Here is an 18,301-nt window from a genome sequence, read left to right as displayed (position 1 = left end):
CAAAAAGCGAAAAATATGAATCGACTGATCAATTTCCTGTTTTTGGTGGTGCCGTTGGCGGTATCAGGCCCTGTCGTTGCGCAGACTAAAACGAATCCGCCCAACATTATTCTGGTGATCGGCGACGACATCAGCTACGACGACATCGGGTGCTACGGCAACGGAAAAGTGCGTACCCCCAACATCGACCGGTTGTCGGAAACGGGGATCCGTTTCAACAACATGTACGTTACTTCCAGTTCCTGTAGTCCGAGCCGGACAAGTTTGCTTACAGGTCGGTACCCGCACAATACGGGTGCGGCCGAATTGCACGAACCACTACCCGCACACCTGACTTTTTTCCCTGAGCTTTTGCAGAAAGCAGGGTATTATACGGCACTTGCCGGCAAATGGCACGAGGGGCCGGAGACGGCCCGGGCGTATGACCGGATGGAGGTTGGCCGGAAACGCAACGGTGAGGGAGGCGAAAAACAATGGATGGATGTGCTGGACACCGCGCATGCCAGCGGCAAACCCTTTTTCCTTTGGCTGGCCGCTATCGATGCGCACCGCCCGTGGTCGGCAGATAGCCAATTCCATGTGCTTCACGACCCGGAACAAGATGTGGAGGTTCCGGCGACATTGTGGGACGATGGCGAAACGCGCGGCGATTTGGCGTCCTATTACAACGAGATCGGCCGATTGGACAGCTACGTGGGGAAGATTGTGCAAAGTCTCCGGAAAAAGAAGATACTGGACAATACGGTGATCATCTTCATGGCTGACAACGGACGACCCTTCCCCGGCGGCAAGACCCGCTTGCAGGACAGGGGATTGAAGGTGCCTTTTGTGGTATATTGGCCGGAACAAGTGGAGCAGTCCGGCGTTACCGAAGCGCTGTGCAGCGGGGTGGATGTCGGTCCAACCCTACTGGATATCGCTGGGGTAACCCCCACGCCGGATATGCAGGGGCGGAGCTTCGTTTCGGTGCTGAAAAAGCCTTCCTCGTCTTTTCGGAACTATGTATTCTCCGAACACAACTGGCATGATTTCGAGGCATACGAGCGGGCAGTGCGGACAAAAGATTACTTATATGTGTACAACGGTCGGCCGCAAATGGATAACGGCGGCTCGCTGGATGTGCGGAATACCCCTTCCTACCGGTCGCTGGAGCGATTAGTGGGCAGCGGAAAGTTAACCGAACTGCAACGGGAGCCGTTTTTAAAGCCGCGGCCGAGGGAGGAGTTCTATGTGATGGCGACCGACAGTGTGCAGGTACGCAACGAGATCGGCAACCCGACGTATGCGCATCAGATTGACCGGTTGCGGGACATCCTCCACCGGTGGCAGCGCGAAACGGGCGATACGGAACCGGAGGTACTGACGCACCGCATTGCGAAACCCGATGGAAAATTCAGGAAAGTGAAAGGCGAGATGCCCGGTGCATCCCGCGATGCGACCCGTAATCATAACAAAGGACCTTTTTGAAAGAAATAATTTTAGGAACATGCAAGTAAAAAACATCAGTACACAGCTAATAGCATGCGGGTTTATGGCATGTACGTTAACAGCTTGTGCACAGCAAAAGTCTGACCAATCCCGACGTCCGAACGTGTTGGTGGTGATGGCCGACCAATGGCGCACCCAAGCCATTGGCCACCACGGCGACCCGAACGTGCAGACCCCTTATCTTGATGCGTTGGCAACGCAAGGCATTGACTTTACGAACGCAGTCGCCGAAATCCCGGTTTGCACGCCTTCACGTGCTTCGTTTATAACCGGGCAGCTTCCCCTGCGCAATGGGGTATTTATGAATGACGTGCAGCTTGACACGAATGCGGTTTCGATAGCGGAAGTTTTCCGCAACGCGGGATACGCCACGGCCTGCATCGGCAAATGGCACATCGACGGCAGCGGACGGAGCGCATTCATCCCACCGGGTGGCAGGCGGCAGGGCTTCGATTACTGGAAGGTACTCGAATGCACCCACGATTACAACCATTCGTTGTATTACGCAGACGCGCCCGATACGCTGCTCTGGGAGGGATATGATGTGTTCGCTCAGACGGACGATGCCATCCGGTATATGGATGGTCGCACGGGAGAAGAACAACCTTTCTTCCTGTTTCTTTCATGGGGCCCACCGCATGATCCCTACCATACGGCCCCGGAGGAGTACAAGCGGTTATATAGCGCGCAGGATATCCAACTGCGTCCCAATGTACCCGAATCCCGGCAGGATCAGGCAAGGCGGTGGCATGCAGGCTACTATGCGCATTGCACGGCGATGGATAGCCAGATCGGCAAGCTGATGACGTATCTCAAGGACGGCGGACTGGATAGCAATACCCTGGTGCTTTTCCTTTCGGATCATGGCGACCTGCTAGGGTCCCATGGCGAAGCGAATAAACAACAGCCTTATGACGAGTCGATCCGGATTCCGATGATCTTTAAATTGCCCGATGCTAACGGCGTGGGAGCGGGTAGCCGGGAGGCACCGATTGGCGTTTCGGACGTGATGCCTACATTGCTGGGGCTGTGTGACCTCGATATTCCCGAACCGGTGGATGGACACGATTATTCAGCTTATCTGTTGGGGAAGACAACGTTGGCCCCCGATACGGTGAAACTCATCACTTGTGTACAGCCTTATGGGCAGTGGTCGCGCGACCGAGGAGGCCGGGAGTTCCGCGGAATCCGGACCACCCACTATACCTATGTGCGCGATCTGGAAGGTCCCTGGCTGTTTTTCGACAACCAGACCGATCCCTATCAACAGCACAACCTGTTGGAAGATCCGAATTATCAGGCATTGGCAACATCGTTCGACCGGCTATTGCAAGCACGATTGGCGGCAACCGGTGATGAATTCCGACCGGGGCTCGAATACGTAAAACGGTATAACTATCCACCACTGGATGAAACAGAAACGGTGCCTTTCGAGTGGTGAAGACACTCAATACTAAATAAAATGGAACGATGACACGCAGAGATTTCGGTAAAATAAGTACGGTGGCCGGTCTTGGATTGACATGGGGGATGTCCCGGGTACACGCGTACATGGATACGCCTGCCGGGGTTTCCGCCAATGATAAGATTCAGGTGGGCTTGATCGGCTGCCGTTCGATGGGTTGGACCAACCTGATGGATTTCATTAGGAACAACGAAGTGGAATGTGTGGCGTTGTGCGATGTGGATAGCAATATCCTGGAAGAACGGGCGAATGAGCTCGCAGCAAAATCGGGGAAAAAGCCGGCTGTTTTTGTTGATTACCGCAAGATGATGGAGCTGAAGGAAGTCGATGTGGTCATCATCGCCACGCCCGACCACTGGCATTGCCTGCCGTTTGTGGACGCCTGCAAAGCGGGAAAAGATATCTATGTAGAAAAGCCGCTGGCCAACAGCATTGCGGAATGTGATGTCATGCTGCAAGCGGCAAAAAAATACGGACGGATTGTTGCCGTAGGGCAGCAGCAGCGTTCGGGAGCCGAATGGTTGAAAATAATGGAACTGATCAAATCAGGGACGGTAGGGGAAGTGAAGCGGATCAATTGCTGGGGAAATTTCAAATACGGTGCCGGAAGGCCACGTGTGGCCAATAGCAGTCCGCCACCGGGCGTGGATTACGACCGATGGCTCGGTCCGGCTTCCGAACGGCCGTTCAACGCCAATCGTTTCCATGGATTTTGGCGGATGAACTGGGCGTATGGGGGCGGTTTGGCGACGGATTGGGGCGTGCATCTGCTTGATATGGCCCTGTGGGCCAAAGGGGATACCGGCCAATTTCCGCAAACCGTGGTGGCATCGGGCGGTATTCTGCGGTTTCCGGACCATGAGATCCAAACTCCGGATACCTTAAACGTGACGTTTAACTACGGCGACTGGTTGCTGAGCTGGGAGCATAACTGTGGACTGGAATCCGGACCCTGGAATCGGAATTACGGGGTTTCATTTGTCGGTACAAAAGGTACCATCATCGCCAATCGGGAATCGTGGGAATTGGTGCCCGAGCGGAAAAATAATGAGCCGCTAACAGCGGCCATCCCGTTGCAAGCGAATCAGCAAAATGTCCACCAGCCGCATGTCCGTCATTTCCTCGATGCTGTCAGAAGCCGGAAACAACCGGAATGCTCCATCGAAATAGGCCATACCGCCGCCGTTACAGCCCATCTGGGTAACCTTGCGTACCGTACGGGGGCTGTATTGTCTTATGATAGCGTCCAGCAGACATTCAACAACCCAGAAGCCGATAAACTGATCAAACCCGACTATCGGCAACCGTATGTATTTCCAACCCTTTAATTTGAGACCGTGATGAATACCAAAAAATTGATACCTGTTTTTTTCTTGCTTTTTAGTTTTGCCATTCCGCAAACCCTCCTCGCGCAGGGTGAATTTCCCAAACCGGGCACGATGAAACCCGACATGTCGGAGTTTTGGCTTCCGCAGCCGCCCGTGGTAACACCGGGTGCGGTACCGTGCGAAGAACCCATTCCCGCTCCTTCCGATGCCGATGTGTTGTTTGATGGGAAAGACCTTTCCCAATGGAGGGGCGTAAAAACGGAAGAAGCCCGGTGGCATGTTTCCAACGGCGTATTGACGGTTAATAAGGGGACTGGAAGCATTGAAACCAAAAAACACTATCGGGATTTCCAGCTTCACCTGGAATGGAAGGTGCCTGAAACGATCACTGGCAGCAGCCAGGCGCGGGGCAACAGCGGCGTGATTCTGCAAGGGAAATACGAGGTGCAGGTGTTGGATAACTATCTTAACAAGACGTATGCCAACGGACAGGCCGGCAGCGTGTACAAGCAGACGGCACCACGGATTAACGCGATGCGCCGGCCAGGTGAGTGGAATGTGTACGACATTATTTATACGGCACCGACATTCAGGGAAGACGGTACGTACCGTACCTATCCGTACGTAACAGTGATCCACAACGGCTTGGTGGTGCAGTACCATACGCGGATAAACGGGACGACGGTTTATACGGGTTTTCCCAACGTAGAACCGCACGGCGACGGTCCCATCCGTCTTCAAGACCACGGAGATCCCAGTGAAGCGATTAGCTTCCGGAACATCTGGGTCAGGGAGTTGTAGGTTATATACAGGAAAAGATGAAGCGCATATTCGTAACATTCTTGGGGATCAGCACCATCGCATTAGCGGCCGACAATACACGTCATGACAAAAAATCCGAGAAGCCAAACGTCATTGTGATACTCGCGGATGATATGGGGTACTCGGACATCGGCAGTTATGGTTCGGAAATTCACACCCCCCATATTGATCGGCTGGCTAGCGAAGGCATCCGTTTCACGCAATTTTACAACGCCGCCCGGTGTTGCCCAACCCGGGCTGCACTGCTTACAGGCATGTACCATCACCGGGCCGGCATGGGCGGAATGACGGGCACCGGCATCGAGCTCCCAGCGTATCAGGGGTATATCAACGATGAGAGCATGACGATGGGGGAAGTGTTCCAGTCAGGCGGTTACAAGACTTACCTGTCGGGCAAATGGCATGTCGGCGATGCAGAAGCCTCCTGGCCGGCCAACCGGGGATTTGACGAGTCGTTCTGCGTGATTGGAGGTGCCGCGGACTATTTCGATCCTTACAAAGGCGATTACAAAAAAATTAAAATGGTGCGCAACCGCGAGCAGTACATACCGCCTGATTCCGGTTTCTACATGACGGATGCCATCAGCGAACAGGCGGTAGACTTCATTGGAGACCATGTCGCATCCGACCCGGAAACCCCTTTCCTGCTTTATTTAGCCTATACGGCGCCTCACTGGCCATTGCAAGCACCCGCGGAAGATATCGAACGATACAGTGACACCTACCGGGTAGGTTGGGATTCTATACGTTTGAATAGGTATAAGCGGATGCAACAGCTCGGCATCATCGACCAAGGTACCCGCCTAACAGATCGGGATGAAACGGTACCCGCATGGGATTCGCTTACCGGGGAGGAACAGTCGGCGTGGGCCCGCAAGATGGCGGTTTACGCGGCAATGGTGGATCGAATGGATCAGGGGATCGGTTCGGTGCTTGATGTGCTCGATAAAAAAGGAATATCCGAAAACACAATTGTTATTTTTCTCAGTGACAACGGAGGATGCATGGAGCTAGCTGAACAGTTTGGAAAAAATCAGCCCGGTTCGGATCCGGGTGGTCCGGGATCGTTCATCAGTTACGAGGCTAACTGGGCAAACGCCAGCAATACACCATTCCGGTACTTTAAGCATTGGATGCACGAGGGTGGGATCGCGACGCCATTCATCATCCGATATCCCGAGGCGGTGACAGCAAATTCCTGGAGACATGCTCCGGCGCATATTATCGATGTGGTGCCCACCCTGATGGCGTATACCGGCGTTAATCGCCCGGAAACTTACCGGGGAAAAGCGTTAAAACCAATGGATGGGAAGAGCCTCGTACCCGTGCTCGAAGGAGATGACCGGACAGTGCATGAAGCATTGTATTGGGAGCATCTGGGATTCCGGGCGGTACGTAAGGGCGACTGGAAACTGGTTTCAACCTTTCCGGATGAAAAATGGGCGCTCTACAACCTGCAGGAGGATCGGAGCGAAACCACGGATCTGAGTGCAGCTTTTCCGGATAAGGTGACGGAATTGGATAAGCTGTATGTGCAATGGGCAGAACGTTCGGAGGTCATGCCTTGGAAGGAAGCGCGGAAATACCGTAGGCGGAGAAATAATTGAGAAATGAAGTATATGAAACATCTTTTTAAGTTAGCGTTAGGGCTGTTGGCCATAACGGTTTCCACAACCCTGCGTGGTCAGATAGCCGTGCAAGAAGTGACCTATAAACAGGTTGATACCGTACGGCTGAAGATGAAATTGTATTATCCCGCGGATTACAGCTCCGGAAAACGGTACCCCGCGATTGTTTTCTTCTTTGGTGGCGGATGGATGACTGGTAACATCGACCAGTTCAAGCCGCAGGCGGAATACCTGGCATCCAAAGGCATGATTGCGGCAACCGCTGAATACCGGATAGGAAAGAAGCATGGCACCACACCGTTCGAGTCGGTGAAAGATGGGCGGTCGGCAATTCGTTACCTACGGAAAAATGCCGAGCACCTGGGAATCGATACCGGAAGATTGGCAGCTGGGGGTGGCTCTGCGGGAGGCCATGTCGCGGCCTCGGCAGACCTCACGGCGATCGACGAAGAAACCGACGACCTATCGGTGAATCCGAGACCCAATGCGCTGGTACTGTTCAATCCGGTATTCAACAACGGACCGGGCAACTATGGCTATGACCGGTTGAAGAATCGGTATCGGGAAATTTCGCCGTTCCACAACATCCGGCAGGGTGCCGCGCCGACCGTGGTTTTGTTGGGTACGAAGGATAAACTGATTCCTGTAGCGATGGCTAAACAGTATCAACAAAACATGCAGGAAGTGGGTGGCCGTTGTGATCTGATATTGTACGAAGGACAGGAACATGGCTTTTTTAATTATCGGCCGCAAAAAGGCTTGCGTTATTTCAGGGAAACCTTGTTGGCAGCGGAGGAATTTTTGACCGATCTGGGGTATATCGTTAACTAAATGAAACTCATTAATTGAATAGATCTTATGCGGAGAATTATCTTATCGCTATGCGGGGTGTTTATGTTATCCCTGACATTAGTGGCGGGCACTATACCGAAAACCGAGAAACCGAATATCATTGTGATCTTGGCGGACGACCTGGGCTATGGCGACTTGGGGTGTTTCGGAAGTGAATATGTGAACACGCCGGTACTGGATGGATTGGCCCGGAAGGGCTTGAGGCTAACAAATTTTTATGCCGGATCGACCGTTTGCTCTCCTTCCAGGGCTGCGCTGATGACCGGTCGCAACCATAATCGCGTGGGTGTGTACAGCTGGATTCCGCCAAGGAATCCCATGCACCTCCCTGAAGAGGAAGTGACAATCGCCGAAGTGCTGAAGAAAAGCGGCTATCAAACGGCCCATTTCGGAAAGTGGCATCTCAGTACGTGGGACATGAAAGATCCGTCGGTATTGGATCCACCGCTCGATCGCTATGGTTTTGACTATTGGTATGCCTGCGCAAATAATGCCGTACCCTCCCAGAGAGACCCGGTCAGTTTTGTACTGAACGGTAAGCCGCTGGGCAAGCAAAAAGGTTTTTCATGTCAATTGGCCGCAGACCGAGCCATCACCTGGTTGGAGGAACATCGGTCGGACGATGCCCCGTTCTATCTCCAGCTATGGTTTACCGAACCGCATGAGGTCGTGAAAGCACCGGCAGCATACCGCGAACGGCACCTACAAAATGGGCTGGATGAAAAACACGCCGACTACTACGGGTGCATTGAAAATATGGATAACGCAATCGGCCGTGTGATGGAAAAGCTTCGGGAAATGGGCCTTAGCAAGGAGACATTAATTGTATTCACATCCGATAATGGAAGCAGGTACCATGAATCGAACGGAGGACTGCGGGGCAAGAAGGGAGACGTATGGGAAGGGGGGATACGGGTGCCCGCTATTTTTTATTGGGATGGACAGATAAAACATGGAAAGAAAGTAGCAAGTGCGTGTGGTTTGGTGGATTTTTTTGCGACATTCTGCGAGTTGTCGGGTAATGAACAGGCTACGACTCTTGCCAAAGATGGCGTAAGCCTCCTACCGCTTATAAAGGGTCAGCCGTTTGAACGGGGGCGACCGGTCTTCACCTTTCATCATTTCAACTCCATGGCCGCGCTCCGTGACGGAGATTGGACACTCATTGGCTATCTTGATGGACAACATCCTGAGGGGCCTTCAGCATTCCGGAAGCCATATCTTGATTACATAAGAAAGACGCATCTGGGACGTTTTGAGCTGTATAACCTAAAGGAGGACCCCATGCAATCCGTCGACGTTGCTCATCATCACCCCGCTATCGCCAATACCATGAAACAGCAGATGATAGCAAACTTTCAGGACGTGGTGGCCGCGGGGCCGGATTGGTATACAAAATTGGAGGACGGGGGTTCCTTTCGGTAATTGCAAGAGCATGTCAACCGGACAGTCCCTAATAAATTGTAGACCAGAATGTTTGAGGTCCGCTTATTAGGCTCCATTACATGGAAACTCTATTGCATGCGTGGATCAGGCAAGTGAGACGCCTACGAGCCTATGCAGCCAATCTGCAAGGGCGAGCCAAGCTGCTCGTGCTGATGTTAGCAATTAAGCAACGATGCAAAACATTCAACCTTCCGGAGTGTTCTGCACTTCGGAATATCTTATAATCTCCTCCGCAACCTGCAAAATCCCCTCCAAAAGTTCTAAGGGAACCTCATCTTCCGCACAACGAAAAACGCCTCTGCGAAAGCAGGGGTTTTTTCATTTACAGGAGCCGCCAAGCGATTTTTCGTTGTAGCCCCCCCTCTGCAGATGGCTGTGGCTCCCCGAGTGCGGGGCAGTGGGATACACAAGACGATATCAAAAACTTGTTCATAACCACATCGCTAGTATCAATAATATCCCTCCGATGAGCAAACATAGAACGGCTATTAGCATAGTTACGCGATTGCCTATTTTTATTAGGTTCATAAACTGGTTACGTTATTGCCGTGTAAATGTGCCGTAATGATTCCCCGCAACACCCTGTGCCTTATAGTTTACCTCCAGCTTACCGTTTACAAGCACCAAAAACTCGATATCGCCATTGTCCAATTCTGCCCGTGCGGCAAAATTGCCGATAGACGTATAGCTTTCGGTTCGCAGGGTGGTACCCACGTTTAACCCCACATCTACCGTGTTCCCTCCGGCGGCAAAGCTGTAGAAAAAATTATCGTGAAGCACCGACATATCCGCATGATAGTAGGTGCCGGAAAAGGTTTTACCGGCCAATTGGTCCTTCTCCTGTGCTTTGATTAAAACAATCTCTTGGAAATCTTCTCGATTGCTCGTTATCAAGTTGTTATTAAAAACAAATCTGATACCTCCGCCTATATCAATCGTTTGATCGTCAATTACTGTGTAAGGGGAACTGTCAACACCATTTGGTAAGTGAATTTCAACCATTTTTCCGGCCGCAAATTCAAACAGAAATGTACTGCGATAGGAACCATCATGATTCGATTGCCTTACATACAGGAAATATCCCTCAGGGTTGCGGATATCAAGGGTTTCCTCGGGTTGTACATCATCATCTTTACCGCAAGATATCAGTGCCGCCATACCCAGCATAATTAGAGCAAGCAGACTAAATGTTAATAGTTTCGCCGTTTTCATTTTTCTGTTTTTTTAATGATTTTTATTGCTGTGCAAACGTGCCGTAATGTAATTGAGGGCCTCCTGATTTATAATTCACTTCCAGCTTACCGTTTACGAGCACCATAAATTCGTTATCGCTGGTGCCATCCAGATATACCAACGCGGCAAAGTTGCCGATGGGTGTATAGCTTTCGGTGCGCACTGCTGCGGTCCCCACTTTGAAGCCCGCATCTACCGTGTTTCCGCCGCTGGCAAAACGGTAGAAGAAATTTTGGTGAAGCACCGACCCATCGCCGCTATGGTAAGTGCCCGCGTAGGTTTTGCCGGCCAGCTGGTTGCTTTCCGGCGCTTCGATTAAAATCATCTCTTTGAAATCTTCCCTATTACTTGTTATAAGGTTTCCATCAAAAACAAATCGATTATCTCCTACAACAATAGTATTGTCGTCAACTAACGTGTATGGGAGAATATCATCGCCATATGCGTGATAGAACTTAACCATTTTCCCTGGCTCAAATTCATATAGCAATATCCTCCGATCGAACCCGTTGTCACCGGAGGCTTTTACGCACAGAAAATACCCTTCAGGGCTATTGATGTCAAAGGCACCTTCGAGTAGGGGGGAGTTGTCTTTGCTGCACGAGGTTAGGGCTGCCGTGCCCAGTAGTATAAACAGGGCGATTAGGCTGGATGTTAAAATTTTCGTTTTCATGGTAAGCGGGCTTTATGTAACCAAATAAATCTGCTACAAAGGTTTGCAGAACCCTCAACCTGCACAACCTAGAATAGACGAACGACGTTTTAAATAGACGAAGGAAGGTTTGTGTACGACGTTAATTTTGTTTAGTTTTGATTTAGTTAAATTGTCGTTTTCCGTGGCATACCGCTGTATTATTATCGATGACGATGAGATAGACAGGCTTACTGTATGTGCCTTTGCGAGGAAATATGCCTTTCTTGATATCGTTGGTATGTACGATTCTCCCGCTGCGGCTCTAGCGGAAATAGAAGAGACCCGGCCGCAGGTATTGCTGTTGGATATCGATATGGGAGCCATCAGCGGCTTGCAGTTCCGTAAAGAACTGATCGATGCGGAGGCCTGTATTTTTATTACGTCTTACCCAGATTATGCCGTAGAGAGCTTTGAGCTGGCAGCACTGGATTTTCTGGTAAAGCCCTTAGAAACAGAACGCTTTGCTGCATCCATGCAGCGCCTGGAGGAATACCTTCAAATGCACCGAAAATCGGGGTTACTGGATCACAGTCTCCATGGCGACACGCTTTTTATCAAAGACGGACATCAGCAGGTAAAAGTCCGAAGCAGCGATATTTTATACCTGGAGGCGCTGAAAGACTACACCCTAGTGGTTACCAAAATAAAGCGGTATCATGTACTCGCTTCATTGGGCAACCTTTTAAAGACAGCTTCCTTCGCAGGCTTTCTGCGCGTTCATCGCAGCTACGCCGTACAGCCGCATTTTATCGAAAAAATGAGTTCGTCAGAATTGCTTATAGACGGAATATCAATTCCCATTGGGCGTAGCTATAAAGAAGCCGTCCGAAACTTAACACGGTAGCTTATGGAGGTTAGAACCTTTATATCGTTCTTCCTCCAGCTGATGCTTTCGGTAATGTCAGTTTGCGCCCAAACCGACCAGGAATATGTCGATTCCCTTAAAAATATGCTGAGTACGGCCGGCAATGATTCCACCAAAGCCCGGATGTATATACAGCTAGCAATGGCAACGAGATTGGATCCAGCACAGTCTTTCGAGTACCTCGACTCCGGGCTGGCCGTTGTCAAAAAAATGAACTGGACTAGGGGCTACGCCATATATTACAACGATATGGGAACCAATTACAATGATCGAAGCATCTACGACAAGGCATTGGAATATTACCAAAAATCGCTGGACCATTCCGGCGATCTTCCCACTGTACGCATATTGACCTTATCCAATATTGCCCAGCTCTATGCCCATCAGGGCAACGATTCGATGGCGCGTGTATATAACGAAAAGGTGTGGCCCATTGCCCGGAAAGAAAACCTGAGGCCACAGGAAGGCCTTTATTATACCAACGCTTCTTTTATTGAAAAAGATACCTTGAAAAAACAAGAATTGCTCAAAAAAGCCATCGCCGTGTATGCCGAAGTACAAGATTCGCTGCACCTAGCGGTGAGCTATCACAACCTGGGGGAAGTTTCAGGCAATCATAGCGATCGACTGAAGTATCACCAAAAAGCGCTGGCTATTTTTGATCGTGTTTCGCCCCATTACAGCGTAGCTGTTTCAAACAGGATTGCCTTAGCGGAAGAACAGCTGCTCTTTGCCCTGAACGATCGCATAAGAAACAGCTTGAACATCAATGAAAGCAGGGCTGCGCTTCTAAAGAAAGCAGAGCGCTACATTCGGGAAGCTATGGAAGTAGCCGAAGCAACGGGTAGTCTCCAAAATCTTTTTTATTCCTACGGTGTACTTTCAAAAATAAAGAAAGCAAAAGGCGAGTTTGAGGAAGCCCTGAAATATGCTGAAATGAACTTTGCAAAAACCGATTCGCTTTTCTCCCAGGAAAATAAAAACAGGATAGCGGCGCTAGAAAGCCAGCGCGAAATTGACCGGCGGGATAAACAACTGGCAGTAAATGAGCTGGAATTGGATAATGCCCGGCGGACCCGGCTTGCGTTGATCGGCGGGGCGGTGCTGCTGTTTGTTATCGGGGGATTATTGCTTTACCAAAATGTGCACCGCCGCAGGACCAATGCGACATTGCTTGCCCTTAATAATGAACTGGACGAAGCCAATAAGATAAAAACAAGGTTTTTCGGCATCTTAAGCCATGACCTCCGTGGTCCGGTAGCCAACCTTATTCACTTTCTCCGCCTGCAAAAAGAGGCGCCGGATTTGCTCGACGAAAACGGCACAAAGTTACGGCAGCAAAAACTTACCGATTCTGCAGAAAATCTCTTGGAAACGATGGAGACCGTTCTATTATGGAGCAAGAGCCAGATGGATCGGTTTGCTTCACAAAAAAAGATGGTGCAGCTAAGTACGCTTTTTGAATACCTGAAGGACAACATTCCCATTGATTCGATTGTAACTGTATCCTACGAAAATCCCGATGATATTTCCGTCAGTACCGATGAGGACTACCTGAAAACAATCCTATATAATTTAATGGTAAATGCGTTGAAAGCCCTCAGAAATGCGCCTAACCCGCGGGTGGAATGGCGCGCTGTAAAACGGGGCGGAAAAGTACTGATTAGTATTACAGACAATGGTCCGGGCGTGTCACGCGAGCAGGTAGATGCGTTGTACAATAAGAAAGCGGCAGTGGGAACGAAATATGGATTGGGACTTCACATAATCCGGGATCTTGCGGAGGCGATACAGTGCAGCGTGGTTTTAGATACGGGGAAAAACAATGGGACGACGTTTACCCTGGCGATGACATGACTTTTGTAGGCGACGGCTTTAAACCATTTTTCTGTACCTTTACCTGCATTAGCAAATTTAGGAAACCATGCTTACCTCCATACACCCGAAGTTACCCATGCGCGATAAAGCTGCGACACGGGAATATTACATAAACAAATTGGGATTCGTCCCGGTGGGCAATGCCGAATACGACGACTATCTATTGGTGAAGAAGGAAAATATCGAACTCCATTTCTTTTTGTTCACTGAGCTTGATCCGAAGGAAAATTACGGCCAGGTGTATATACGGACGGATGACGTGGACGGCCTATACCGGTCGATGGTCGACAATGGTGTGGCCATCCATCCAAATGGGGCATTGCAAACGCGGCCGTGGGGGCAACGGGAGTTCCACTTGCTTGATCCGGACAATAACTTATTGACCTTCGGGCAAAGCGTATAGCAGCTATACCCGGCTTGGCCGCAAACAAATTGTACCTCGATATGTTTACTTGGCATAAACATTAAATAATTTGGTTATGGCTATTGTAAAAGTAATCGAGGTGATCGCCTCGTCCAACAACAGTTTTGATGATGCTATCCGCAACGCGGTGAAAGAAGTGTCGGCTACCGTTTCCAATATCGACTCGGTATACGTGAAAGATTTTAAAGTACATGTCAAAGACGGAGAAGTCACCTCCTATGGCGCAATTTGCAAAGTATCGTTCCGGGTAGAACGGGGCGGTAATATATAAGATGATCACAACATCCAAAGCAAAACAATCGATACTTTTATTGGTATTGGCGACGGCTTGTTCGGAGCGGTCCGCCACAACCGGCGCGGCCGAATTGGTTCCCGTTGCCGAGTTTGGCAATCGTATGGCTATCGGGCTGAGTGTGAATACTGAAAACCGCGTTTTCGTCTCATTTCCCAATGCGAATGGCGAAGGTCACCTCTCCCTCGCCGTATTGGAAGGCGGTGAGTTATCTGCCTATCCCGATAGCGTATGGAATACCGATGGTCCATATGGAGCACATTTTCTGCGGGTTCAGGATCTATTCGTCGACGCGGAGGACAAGCTTTGGGTGCTCGATTCTAAACCCGGGCCTGGGGGCAATATATTCAGTGATGGCGAAGCTGCTTCCGGTCAATTCAAACTGGTAAAAATCGATACGCGCTCCGATAAGGTAGAAAACGTGTATCTGTTTGACGATTTGGATAAATCCAAGTCGGCGCTGAATGACGTGCGGGTAGATGTGGAAAAAAAACTGGCGTACTTGTCCGATCCCGGGCGGGCGGCCATCGTTGTGCTGGATCTGGTGACGGGCAGTACGCGGACGGTGCTGCAACACAGTCCGTATACCACGGCAGCCGACCGCGCACTCTGCTACGACGATATTGAAATGCGCAGTAAGGACGGAAAGCCGTTTTCCTCCCACGTCAACGGCATTGCGTTGACGCATGACTTCCAATATTTCTATTTCAAGCCTATCAACCATGATAACCTGTTCAGGATACAAACCCGATACCTCGCCGATACAACGCTTTCCGCGGCTGAGCTGTCTGCCACGGTGGAAGACATGGGTTTGGTTGGGGTTACACATGGTCTGATAGCCGACAAACAGGGGAATGTTTACCTTACCACTTCCGAAAATTATTCCATATCGTACCTGGCCCCGGATGGGGAGTTGCACCAGCTGGTGCAGGACCCCCGTTTGCTTTGGCCCGATTCTTTTGGGATCGGGTCGGATGGATACCTGTATGTGACCTGTGCTCAATTGCAGCGCTTGCCGCAATGGAACAACGGAATCGATAAAACCGAATATCCATATCGGGCGTTCAAGGTTAAGCTTCCCGCCGAATAATACGCATACGGACCCGCTTTGTCAATCGTTTTTCTCCTGCTGTGTGGGGGCCTTGATTGCAGCCCGTTCCTCAGGCGTCAACGCCTTGAACGCAGCATAGGTATCCATGATGTAGAGCTGAAGATCGGATTCGTCGGCAGTGGAAAGAAACTCCACGGAAGGCCTGTACTTGGTCATGTACAGCTCCAGATCCGCGCCTTTAAGCGGGGTAATGGCAGTGATGGCACTGGGAGTAAAGCGGGCATCGATTTGCCGGCGCTCCCGTTCGGCGAGCAGTAACTGGTAGCGTTGCCGCGCTTGCCGCCCGTCTTTGGCAAACCACCGCGAGGGCGATATGCGAATGCCACCACGCTGCTGCGACACTTCGGTAAATGCCCCCTCCGCTTTCGCCCGTTTTATTTCGGCTTCCAAGCGGCTATCGGTCATGGCTTGTATCTGCACCTCGTCCAACTGGATGGTGCTTCCATCGGGCGTGAGGTAAACCCGTTTTACGCCAAACTCTATAACTACCAAGGTGTCGGTACGGTAACCGGGATATTCAAATTGGAGGCGCTCGTTTTTATCGGCAGCAATACGGAAGGAGCCATCTTCAAGGCTTTCAGCCGATGCGCCCGTATTTAGGTTCTTGATTTCCACAAAGCGTAGCGGCTCACCGCTGCCCAGCTCAAGCACGTATCCGTTAAGGGTGGTTTCCTGTGCCGCGGCGGGTGTGGAAAATGCCCAAAGAAAAAATAGGATATGCAGTGCCCGGATAGCCAGCTTTACTTCTACGGCCGATGTCAATCTTACACACTGCATATACTAATCAACGGATATACTGTACTATTGTTCGGTAATGTCCCAACGGTTATTATCCGGATTGTGGTCTGGATAGACTTTATCGGGGTCCAGTTGTATCGTCACGATCTTTTCGTCTGTAGGTGCTTTGAACGTCCATGTATGGTTGCGTTCCCATATTTCCACCGGTAGCCTTACGCGATGGACCTTGCCGCTTTCCGTGGTGATATCCACGACCACGGGCATGGGCATCTTTTCGAAATTTTCGATGGTAATCATCCCTTTGTCATTCGGGTCGCTAGCGTCGGTAGTGACCATCACAATGCCCTGGTCGAACCGCCAATTGTATTTAAACCAACCCCGCCAAAACCAATTGAGGTTCTCGCCGGCCACGTTTTCCATCGTACGGAAGAAATCGTCGGGCGTGGGATGCTTGTATGCCCAGCGATGCAGGTAGGTTTTAAAAGCGCGGTCGAAGCGTTCGGGGCCGAGTATCTCGTTGCGGAGCAAGGTAAGACCGAAACCGGGCTTGAAGTAAGCCAAGACACCGATGTTGCGTTCTTGCATGTTCTGTGGCGTACTCATCACGGGTTCCAGGTCGGGCCGCGTCAGCACCTGGGCCAGTCGGTTCGCATCGCCCGCTGCCCGATAATATTCCCCGTTGTTGAAGGCTTCCGTAGATAGGTCATTGATGAAGGTGTTGAAACCTTCATCCATCCACGCATGGAGCCGCTCGTTACTGCCCACAATCATCGGGAACCAGATGTGCCCAAACTCATGATCGGTAACACCCCACAGGCCACGGCCTTTTGCTTTATAGCTGCAGAAAACGATGGCCGGGTATTCCATCCCACCGATTTCGGCCGCTACATTGACCGCGACGGGGTAGGGGTATTCCATCAAGAGGTTTGAATAGAACTCGATGGATGCTTTGGTATATTCGGTAGAGCGCTCCCATCCGTTGCCACCGTTGCTTTCTATCGGATAAGCCGATAAGGCAAACGACGTATGGCCATTGGGGAGGTTTATTTTGGCACCATCCACGATAAAGGCGGGCGACGAGGCCCAGGCCACGTCATGGGCGTTTTGGAGTTTGAATTTCCATGTCAGCTCTTTTTGGCCCTGTGGCCGCGAGCTGGCTTGGGTCACTTCTTCGGCCGAGCGGATAACAACCGTTTCGTCGCTTTTTTTGGCTTGCTCCAACCGTTGTGCCTGTGCCGCCGTATACACGTCCTTGGGGTTCAGCAGTTCACCGCCCATCACCACGATGTGGTTGGCCGGCGCGGTGATCTCCACCTCGTAGTTGCCAAACTCCAGGTAAAACTCGCCCGGTCCGGTATAAGGCTGTACGTTCCAGCCCAGAATATCATCATAAACAGCTACACGGGGAAACCACTGCGCAACGGCGAAAATCTTGCCGTTCTGGGTCTCCAACACACTGGTTCGGTCAGCACCATGGGTGGGTACGATATAAGAATAGTCAACCGTTATCGTCGTTTTGCCCCCGTTGGCTTGCAGCGGTTCGGGCAAAAAAACCTGCATGCGGGTGTCGGTAATCAGGTGCTCGGCAGCCGCACCGTTTCCGAATTTCACAGCTTGGATGTCGTACCCCCCGTCGAAATCCGAACGTGCATCACCGTAGCGGCTCTTGGTCAATGGAACGATGAGGTGGCCGCGCCCTTCTTGCGAAAACATGTTCTGGTCCAGTTGCAGCCAAATGAAATCCAATTCATCCGGGCTGTTATTGGTGTATTCGAGGGTTACGCTAGCGGTGATCTCATTGGTTTGGTCATTCAATCGGGCGCTGATTTTGTAATCGACGGCATTCTGCCAGTATTTTGGTCCTGGCATTCCACTTGCAGAGCGGTATTCCGTACCATTGTTTGTATAGAAAAACGGATTAAATGCTTCGGTGTAATCGTAATTACTGCCAGTGGTTTGTGCCCATCCCGCCGAGGGCGAAAATCCAGCTAGCATCGCTACGCAGGCAATGCAAGCCATTCGTGTTTTATTCATATC

The 18,301-nt window shown here is 50.9% G+C and carries 16 protein-coding genes; 12 read left to right on the top strand and 4 right to left on the bottom strand.

From position 1 onward, the window contains the following. Positions 1–15: 15 nt before the first annotated feature. The 7 genes from ACEVG1_RS11685 to ACEVG1_RS11655 all read left to right on the top strand — a co-directional run bounded on the left by ACEVG1_RS11685 (position 16) and on the right by ACEVG1_RS11655 (position 9,008). The gene (locus tag ACEVG1_RS11685; RefSeq protein WP_374743860.1) at positions 16–1,467 is read left to right on the top strand and encodes a sulfatase; all 1,452 of its coding nucleotides are present in this window, start codon (positions 16–18) and stop codon (positions 1,465–1,467) included. Between the two features lie 64 nt (positions 1,468–1,531). Further along, complete coding sequence (locus ACEVG1_RS11680; protein WP_374743859.1) at positions 1,532–2,929, top strand: sulfatase; 1,398 nt, start codon at positions 1,532–1,534, stop codon at positions 2,927–2,929. 29 nt (positions 2,930–2,958) lie between these two features. Further along, positions 2,959–4,281 (top strand): Gfo/Idh/MocA family protein, encoded by a 1,323-nt coding sequence (locus tag ACEVG1_RS11675; RefSeq protein WP_374743858.1) that lies wholly within the window; start codon positions 2,959–2,961, stop codon positions 4,279–4,281. Positions 4,282–4,293: 12 nt separating this feature from the next. Beyond that, complete coding sequence (locus ACEVG1_RS11670; protein ID WP_374743857.1) at positions 4,294–5,082, top strand: DUF1080 domain-containing protein; 789 nt, start codon at positions 4,294–4,296, stop codon at positions 5,080–5,082. A 17-nt stretch (positions 5,083–5,099) separates the two neighbouring features. Further along, entirely contained in the window at positions 5,100–6,710 is a 1,611-nt protein-coding gene (locus tag ACEVG1_RS11665; RefSeq protein WP_374743856.1) for an arylsulfatase, read from the top strand. Positions 6,711–6,713: 3 nt separating this feature from the next. After that, a complete protein-coding gene (locus ACEVG1_RS11660) occupies positions 6,714–7,562 on the top strand; it encodes an alpha/beta hydrolase fold domain-containing protein (RefSeq protein ID WP_374743855.1) in 849 nt (282 codons plus the stop codon). A 27-nt stretch (positions 7,563–7,589) separates the two neighbouring features. Beyond that, on the top strand, positions 7,590–9,008 hold the full coding sequence (locus ACEVG1_RS11655; protein WP_374743854.1) for a sulfatase: 1,419 nt from the start codon (positions 7,590–7,592) through the stop codon (positions 9,006–9,008). A 561-nt stretch (positions 9,009–9,569) separates the two neighbouring features. Here ACEVG1_RS11655 and ACEVG1_RS11650 read toward each other — a convergent pair. Both ACEVG1_RS11650 and ACEVG1_RS11645 read right to left on the bottom strand, forming a co-directional pair. Further along, on the bottom strand, positions 9,570–10,241 hold the full coding sequence (locus ACEVG1_RS11650; protein WP_374743853.1) for a hypothetical protein: 672 nt from the start codon (positions 10,239–10,241) through the stop codon (positions 9,570–9,572). A 22-nt stretch (positions 10,242–10,263) separates the two neighbouring features. Continuing rightward, positions 10,264–10,935 (bottom strand): hypothetical protein, encoded by a 672-nt coding sequence (locus tag ACEVG1_RS11645; protein ID WP_374743852.1) that lies wholly within the window; start codon positions 10,933–10,935, stop codon positions 10,264–10,266. Positions 10,936–11,098: 163 nt separating this feature from the next. Between ACEVG1_RS11645 and ACEVG1_RS11640 the strand changes: the two genes are divergently transcribed. From ACEVG1_RS11640 to ACEVG1_RS11620, 5 genes are all read left to right on the top strand, one after another. Continuing rightward, positions 11,099–11,800, top strand: a complete 702-nt coding sequence (locus ACEVG1_RS11640) for a LytR/AlgR family response regulator transcription factor (RefSeq protein WP_374743851.1) — start codon at positions 11,099–11,101, stop codon at positions 11,798–11,800. A 3-nt stretch (positions 11,801–11,803) separates the two neighbouring features. Next, positions 11,804–13,678 carry an ATP-binding protein gene (locus tag ACEVG1_RS11635; RefSeq protein ID WP_374743850.1) on the top strand — a complete coding sequence of 625 codons (1,875 nt, stop codon included), beginning with the start codon at positions 11,804–11,806 and terminating at the stop codon, positions 13,676–13,678. A 67-nt stretch (positions 13,679–13,745) separates the two neighbouring features. Continuing rightward, positions 13,746–14,102 (top strand): bleomycin resistance protein, encoded by a 357-nt coding sequence (locus ACEVG1_RS11630; RefSeq protein WP_374743849.1) that lies wholly within the window; start codon positions 13,746–13,748, stop codon positions 14,100–14,102. A 76-nt stretch (positions 14,103–14,178) separates the two neighbouring features. Further along, complete coding sequence (locus ACEVG1_RS11625) at positions 14,179–14,394, top strand: dodecin family protein (protein ID WP_374743848.1); 216 nt, start codon at positions 14,179–14,181, stop codon at positions 14,392–14,394. Position 14,395: 1 nt separating this feature from the next. Then, entirely contained in the window at positions 14,396–15,505 is a 1,110-nt protein-coding gene (locus tag ACEVG1_RS11620) for an SMP-30/gluconolactonase/LRE family protein (protein ID WP_374743847.1), read from the top strand. Positions 15,506–15,526: 21 nt separating this feature from the next. Here ACEVG1_RS11620 and ACEVG1_RS11615 read toward each other — a convergent pair whose 3' ends face one another. Together ACEVG1_RS11615 and ACEVG1_RS11610 are read right to left on the bottom strand one after the other, a co-directional pair. Further along, positions 15,527–16,303 carry a hypothetical protein gene (locus ACEVG1_RS11615; protein WP_374743846.1) on the bottom strand — a complete coding sequence of 259 codons (777 nt, stop codon included), beginning with the start codon at positions 16,301–16,303 and terminating at the stop codon, positions 15,527–15,529. Positions 16,304–16,327: 24 nt separating this feature from the next. Beyond that, entirely contained in the window at positions 16,328–18,298 is a 1,971-nt protein-coding gene (locus tag ACEVG1_RS11610; protein WP_374743845.1) for a M1 family metallopeptidase, read from the bottom strand. Between the last annotated feature and the right edge of the window lie 3 nt (positions 18,299–18,301).

Source organism: Parapedobacter sp. 2B3 (assembly GCF_041925275.1).
GTDB classification, from domain to species: Bacteria; Bacteroidota; Bacteroidia; order Sphingobacteriales; family Sphingobacteriaceae; genus Parapedobacter; species Parapedobacter pyrenivorans_A.
The sequence above is the reverse complement of the archived record's forward strand: the minus strand, read 5'-3'. Positions and strand labels throughout refer to the sequence as shown.

What these genes read in the sequence shown, in the direction of transcription:
- ACEVG1_RS11655 (WP_374743854.1), top strand. Translation starts at nt 7,590, where the DNA reads ATGCGGAGAATTATCTTATCGCTATGCGGGGTGTTTATGTTATCCCTG.
- ACEVG1_RS11635 (WP_374743850.1), top strand. Translation starts at nt 11,804, where the DNA reads ATGGAGGTTAGAACCTTTATATCGTTCTTCCTCCAGCTGATGCTTTCG.
- ACEVG1_RS11650 (WP_374743853.1), bottom strand. Translation starts at nt 10,241, where the DNA reads ATGAAAACGGCGAAACTATTAACATTTAGTCTGCTTGCTCTAATTATG.
- ACEVG1_RS11675 (WP_374743858.1), top strand. Translation starts at nt 2,959, where the DNA reads ATGACACGCAGAGATTTCGGTAAAATAAGTACGGTGGCCGGTCTTGGA.
- ACEVG1_RS11630 (WP_374743849.1), top strand. Translation starts at nt 13,746, where the DNA reads ATGCTTACCTCCATACACCCGAAGTTACCCATGCGCGATAAAGCTGCG.
- ACEVG1_RS11615 (WP_374743846.1), bottom strand. Translation starts at nt 16,303, where the DNA reads ATGCAGTGTGTAAGATTGACATCGGCCGTAGAAGTAAAGCTGGCTATC.
- ACEVG1_RS11660 (WP_374743855.1), top strand. Translation starts at nt 6,714, where the DNA reads ATGAAGTATATGAAACATCTTTTTAAGTTAGCGTTAGGGCTGTTGGCC.
- ACEVG1_RS11670 (WP_374743857.1), top strand. Translation starts at nt 4,294, where the DNA reads ATGAATACCAAAAAATTGATACCTGTTTTTTTCTTGCTTTTTAGTTTT.
- ACEVG1_RS11610 (WP_374743845.1), bottom strand. Translation starts at nt 18,298, where the DNA reads ATGAATAAAACACGAATGGCTTGCATTGCCTGCGTAGCGATGCTAGCT.
- ACEVG1_RS11620 (WP_374743847.1), top strand. Translation starts at nt 14,396, where the DNA reads ATGATCACAACATCCAAAGCAAAACAATCGATACTTTTATTGGTATTG.
- ACEVG1_RS11680 (WP_374743859.1), top strand. Translation starts at nt 1,532, where the DNA reads ATGGCATGTACGTTAACAGCTTGTGCACAGCAAAAGTCTGACCAATCC.
- ACEVG1_RS11625 (WP_374743848.1), top strand. Translation starts at nt 14,179, where the DNA reads ATGGCTATTGTAAAAGTAATCGAGGTGATCGCCTCGTCCAACAACAGT.
- ACEVG1_RS11665 (WP_374743856.1), top strand. Translation starts at nt 5,100, where the DNA reads ATGAAGCGCATATTCGTAACATTCTTGGGGATCAGCACCATCGCATTA.
- ACEVG1_RS11645 (WP_374743852.1), bottom strand. Translation starts at nt 10,935, where the DNA reads ATGAAAACGAAAATTTTAACATCCAGCCTAATCGCCCTGTTTATACTA.
- ACEVG1_RS11685 (WP_374743860.1), top strand. Translation starts at nt 16, where the DNA reads ATGAATCGACTGATCAATTTCCTGTTTTTGGTGGTGCCGTTGGCGGTA.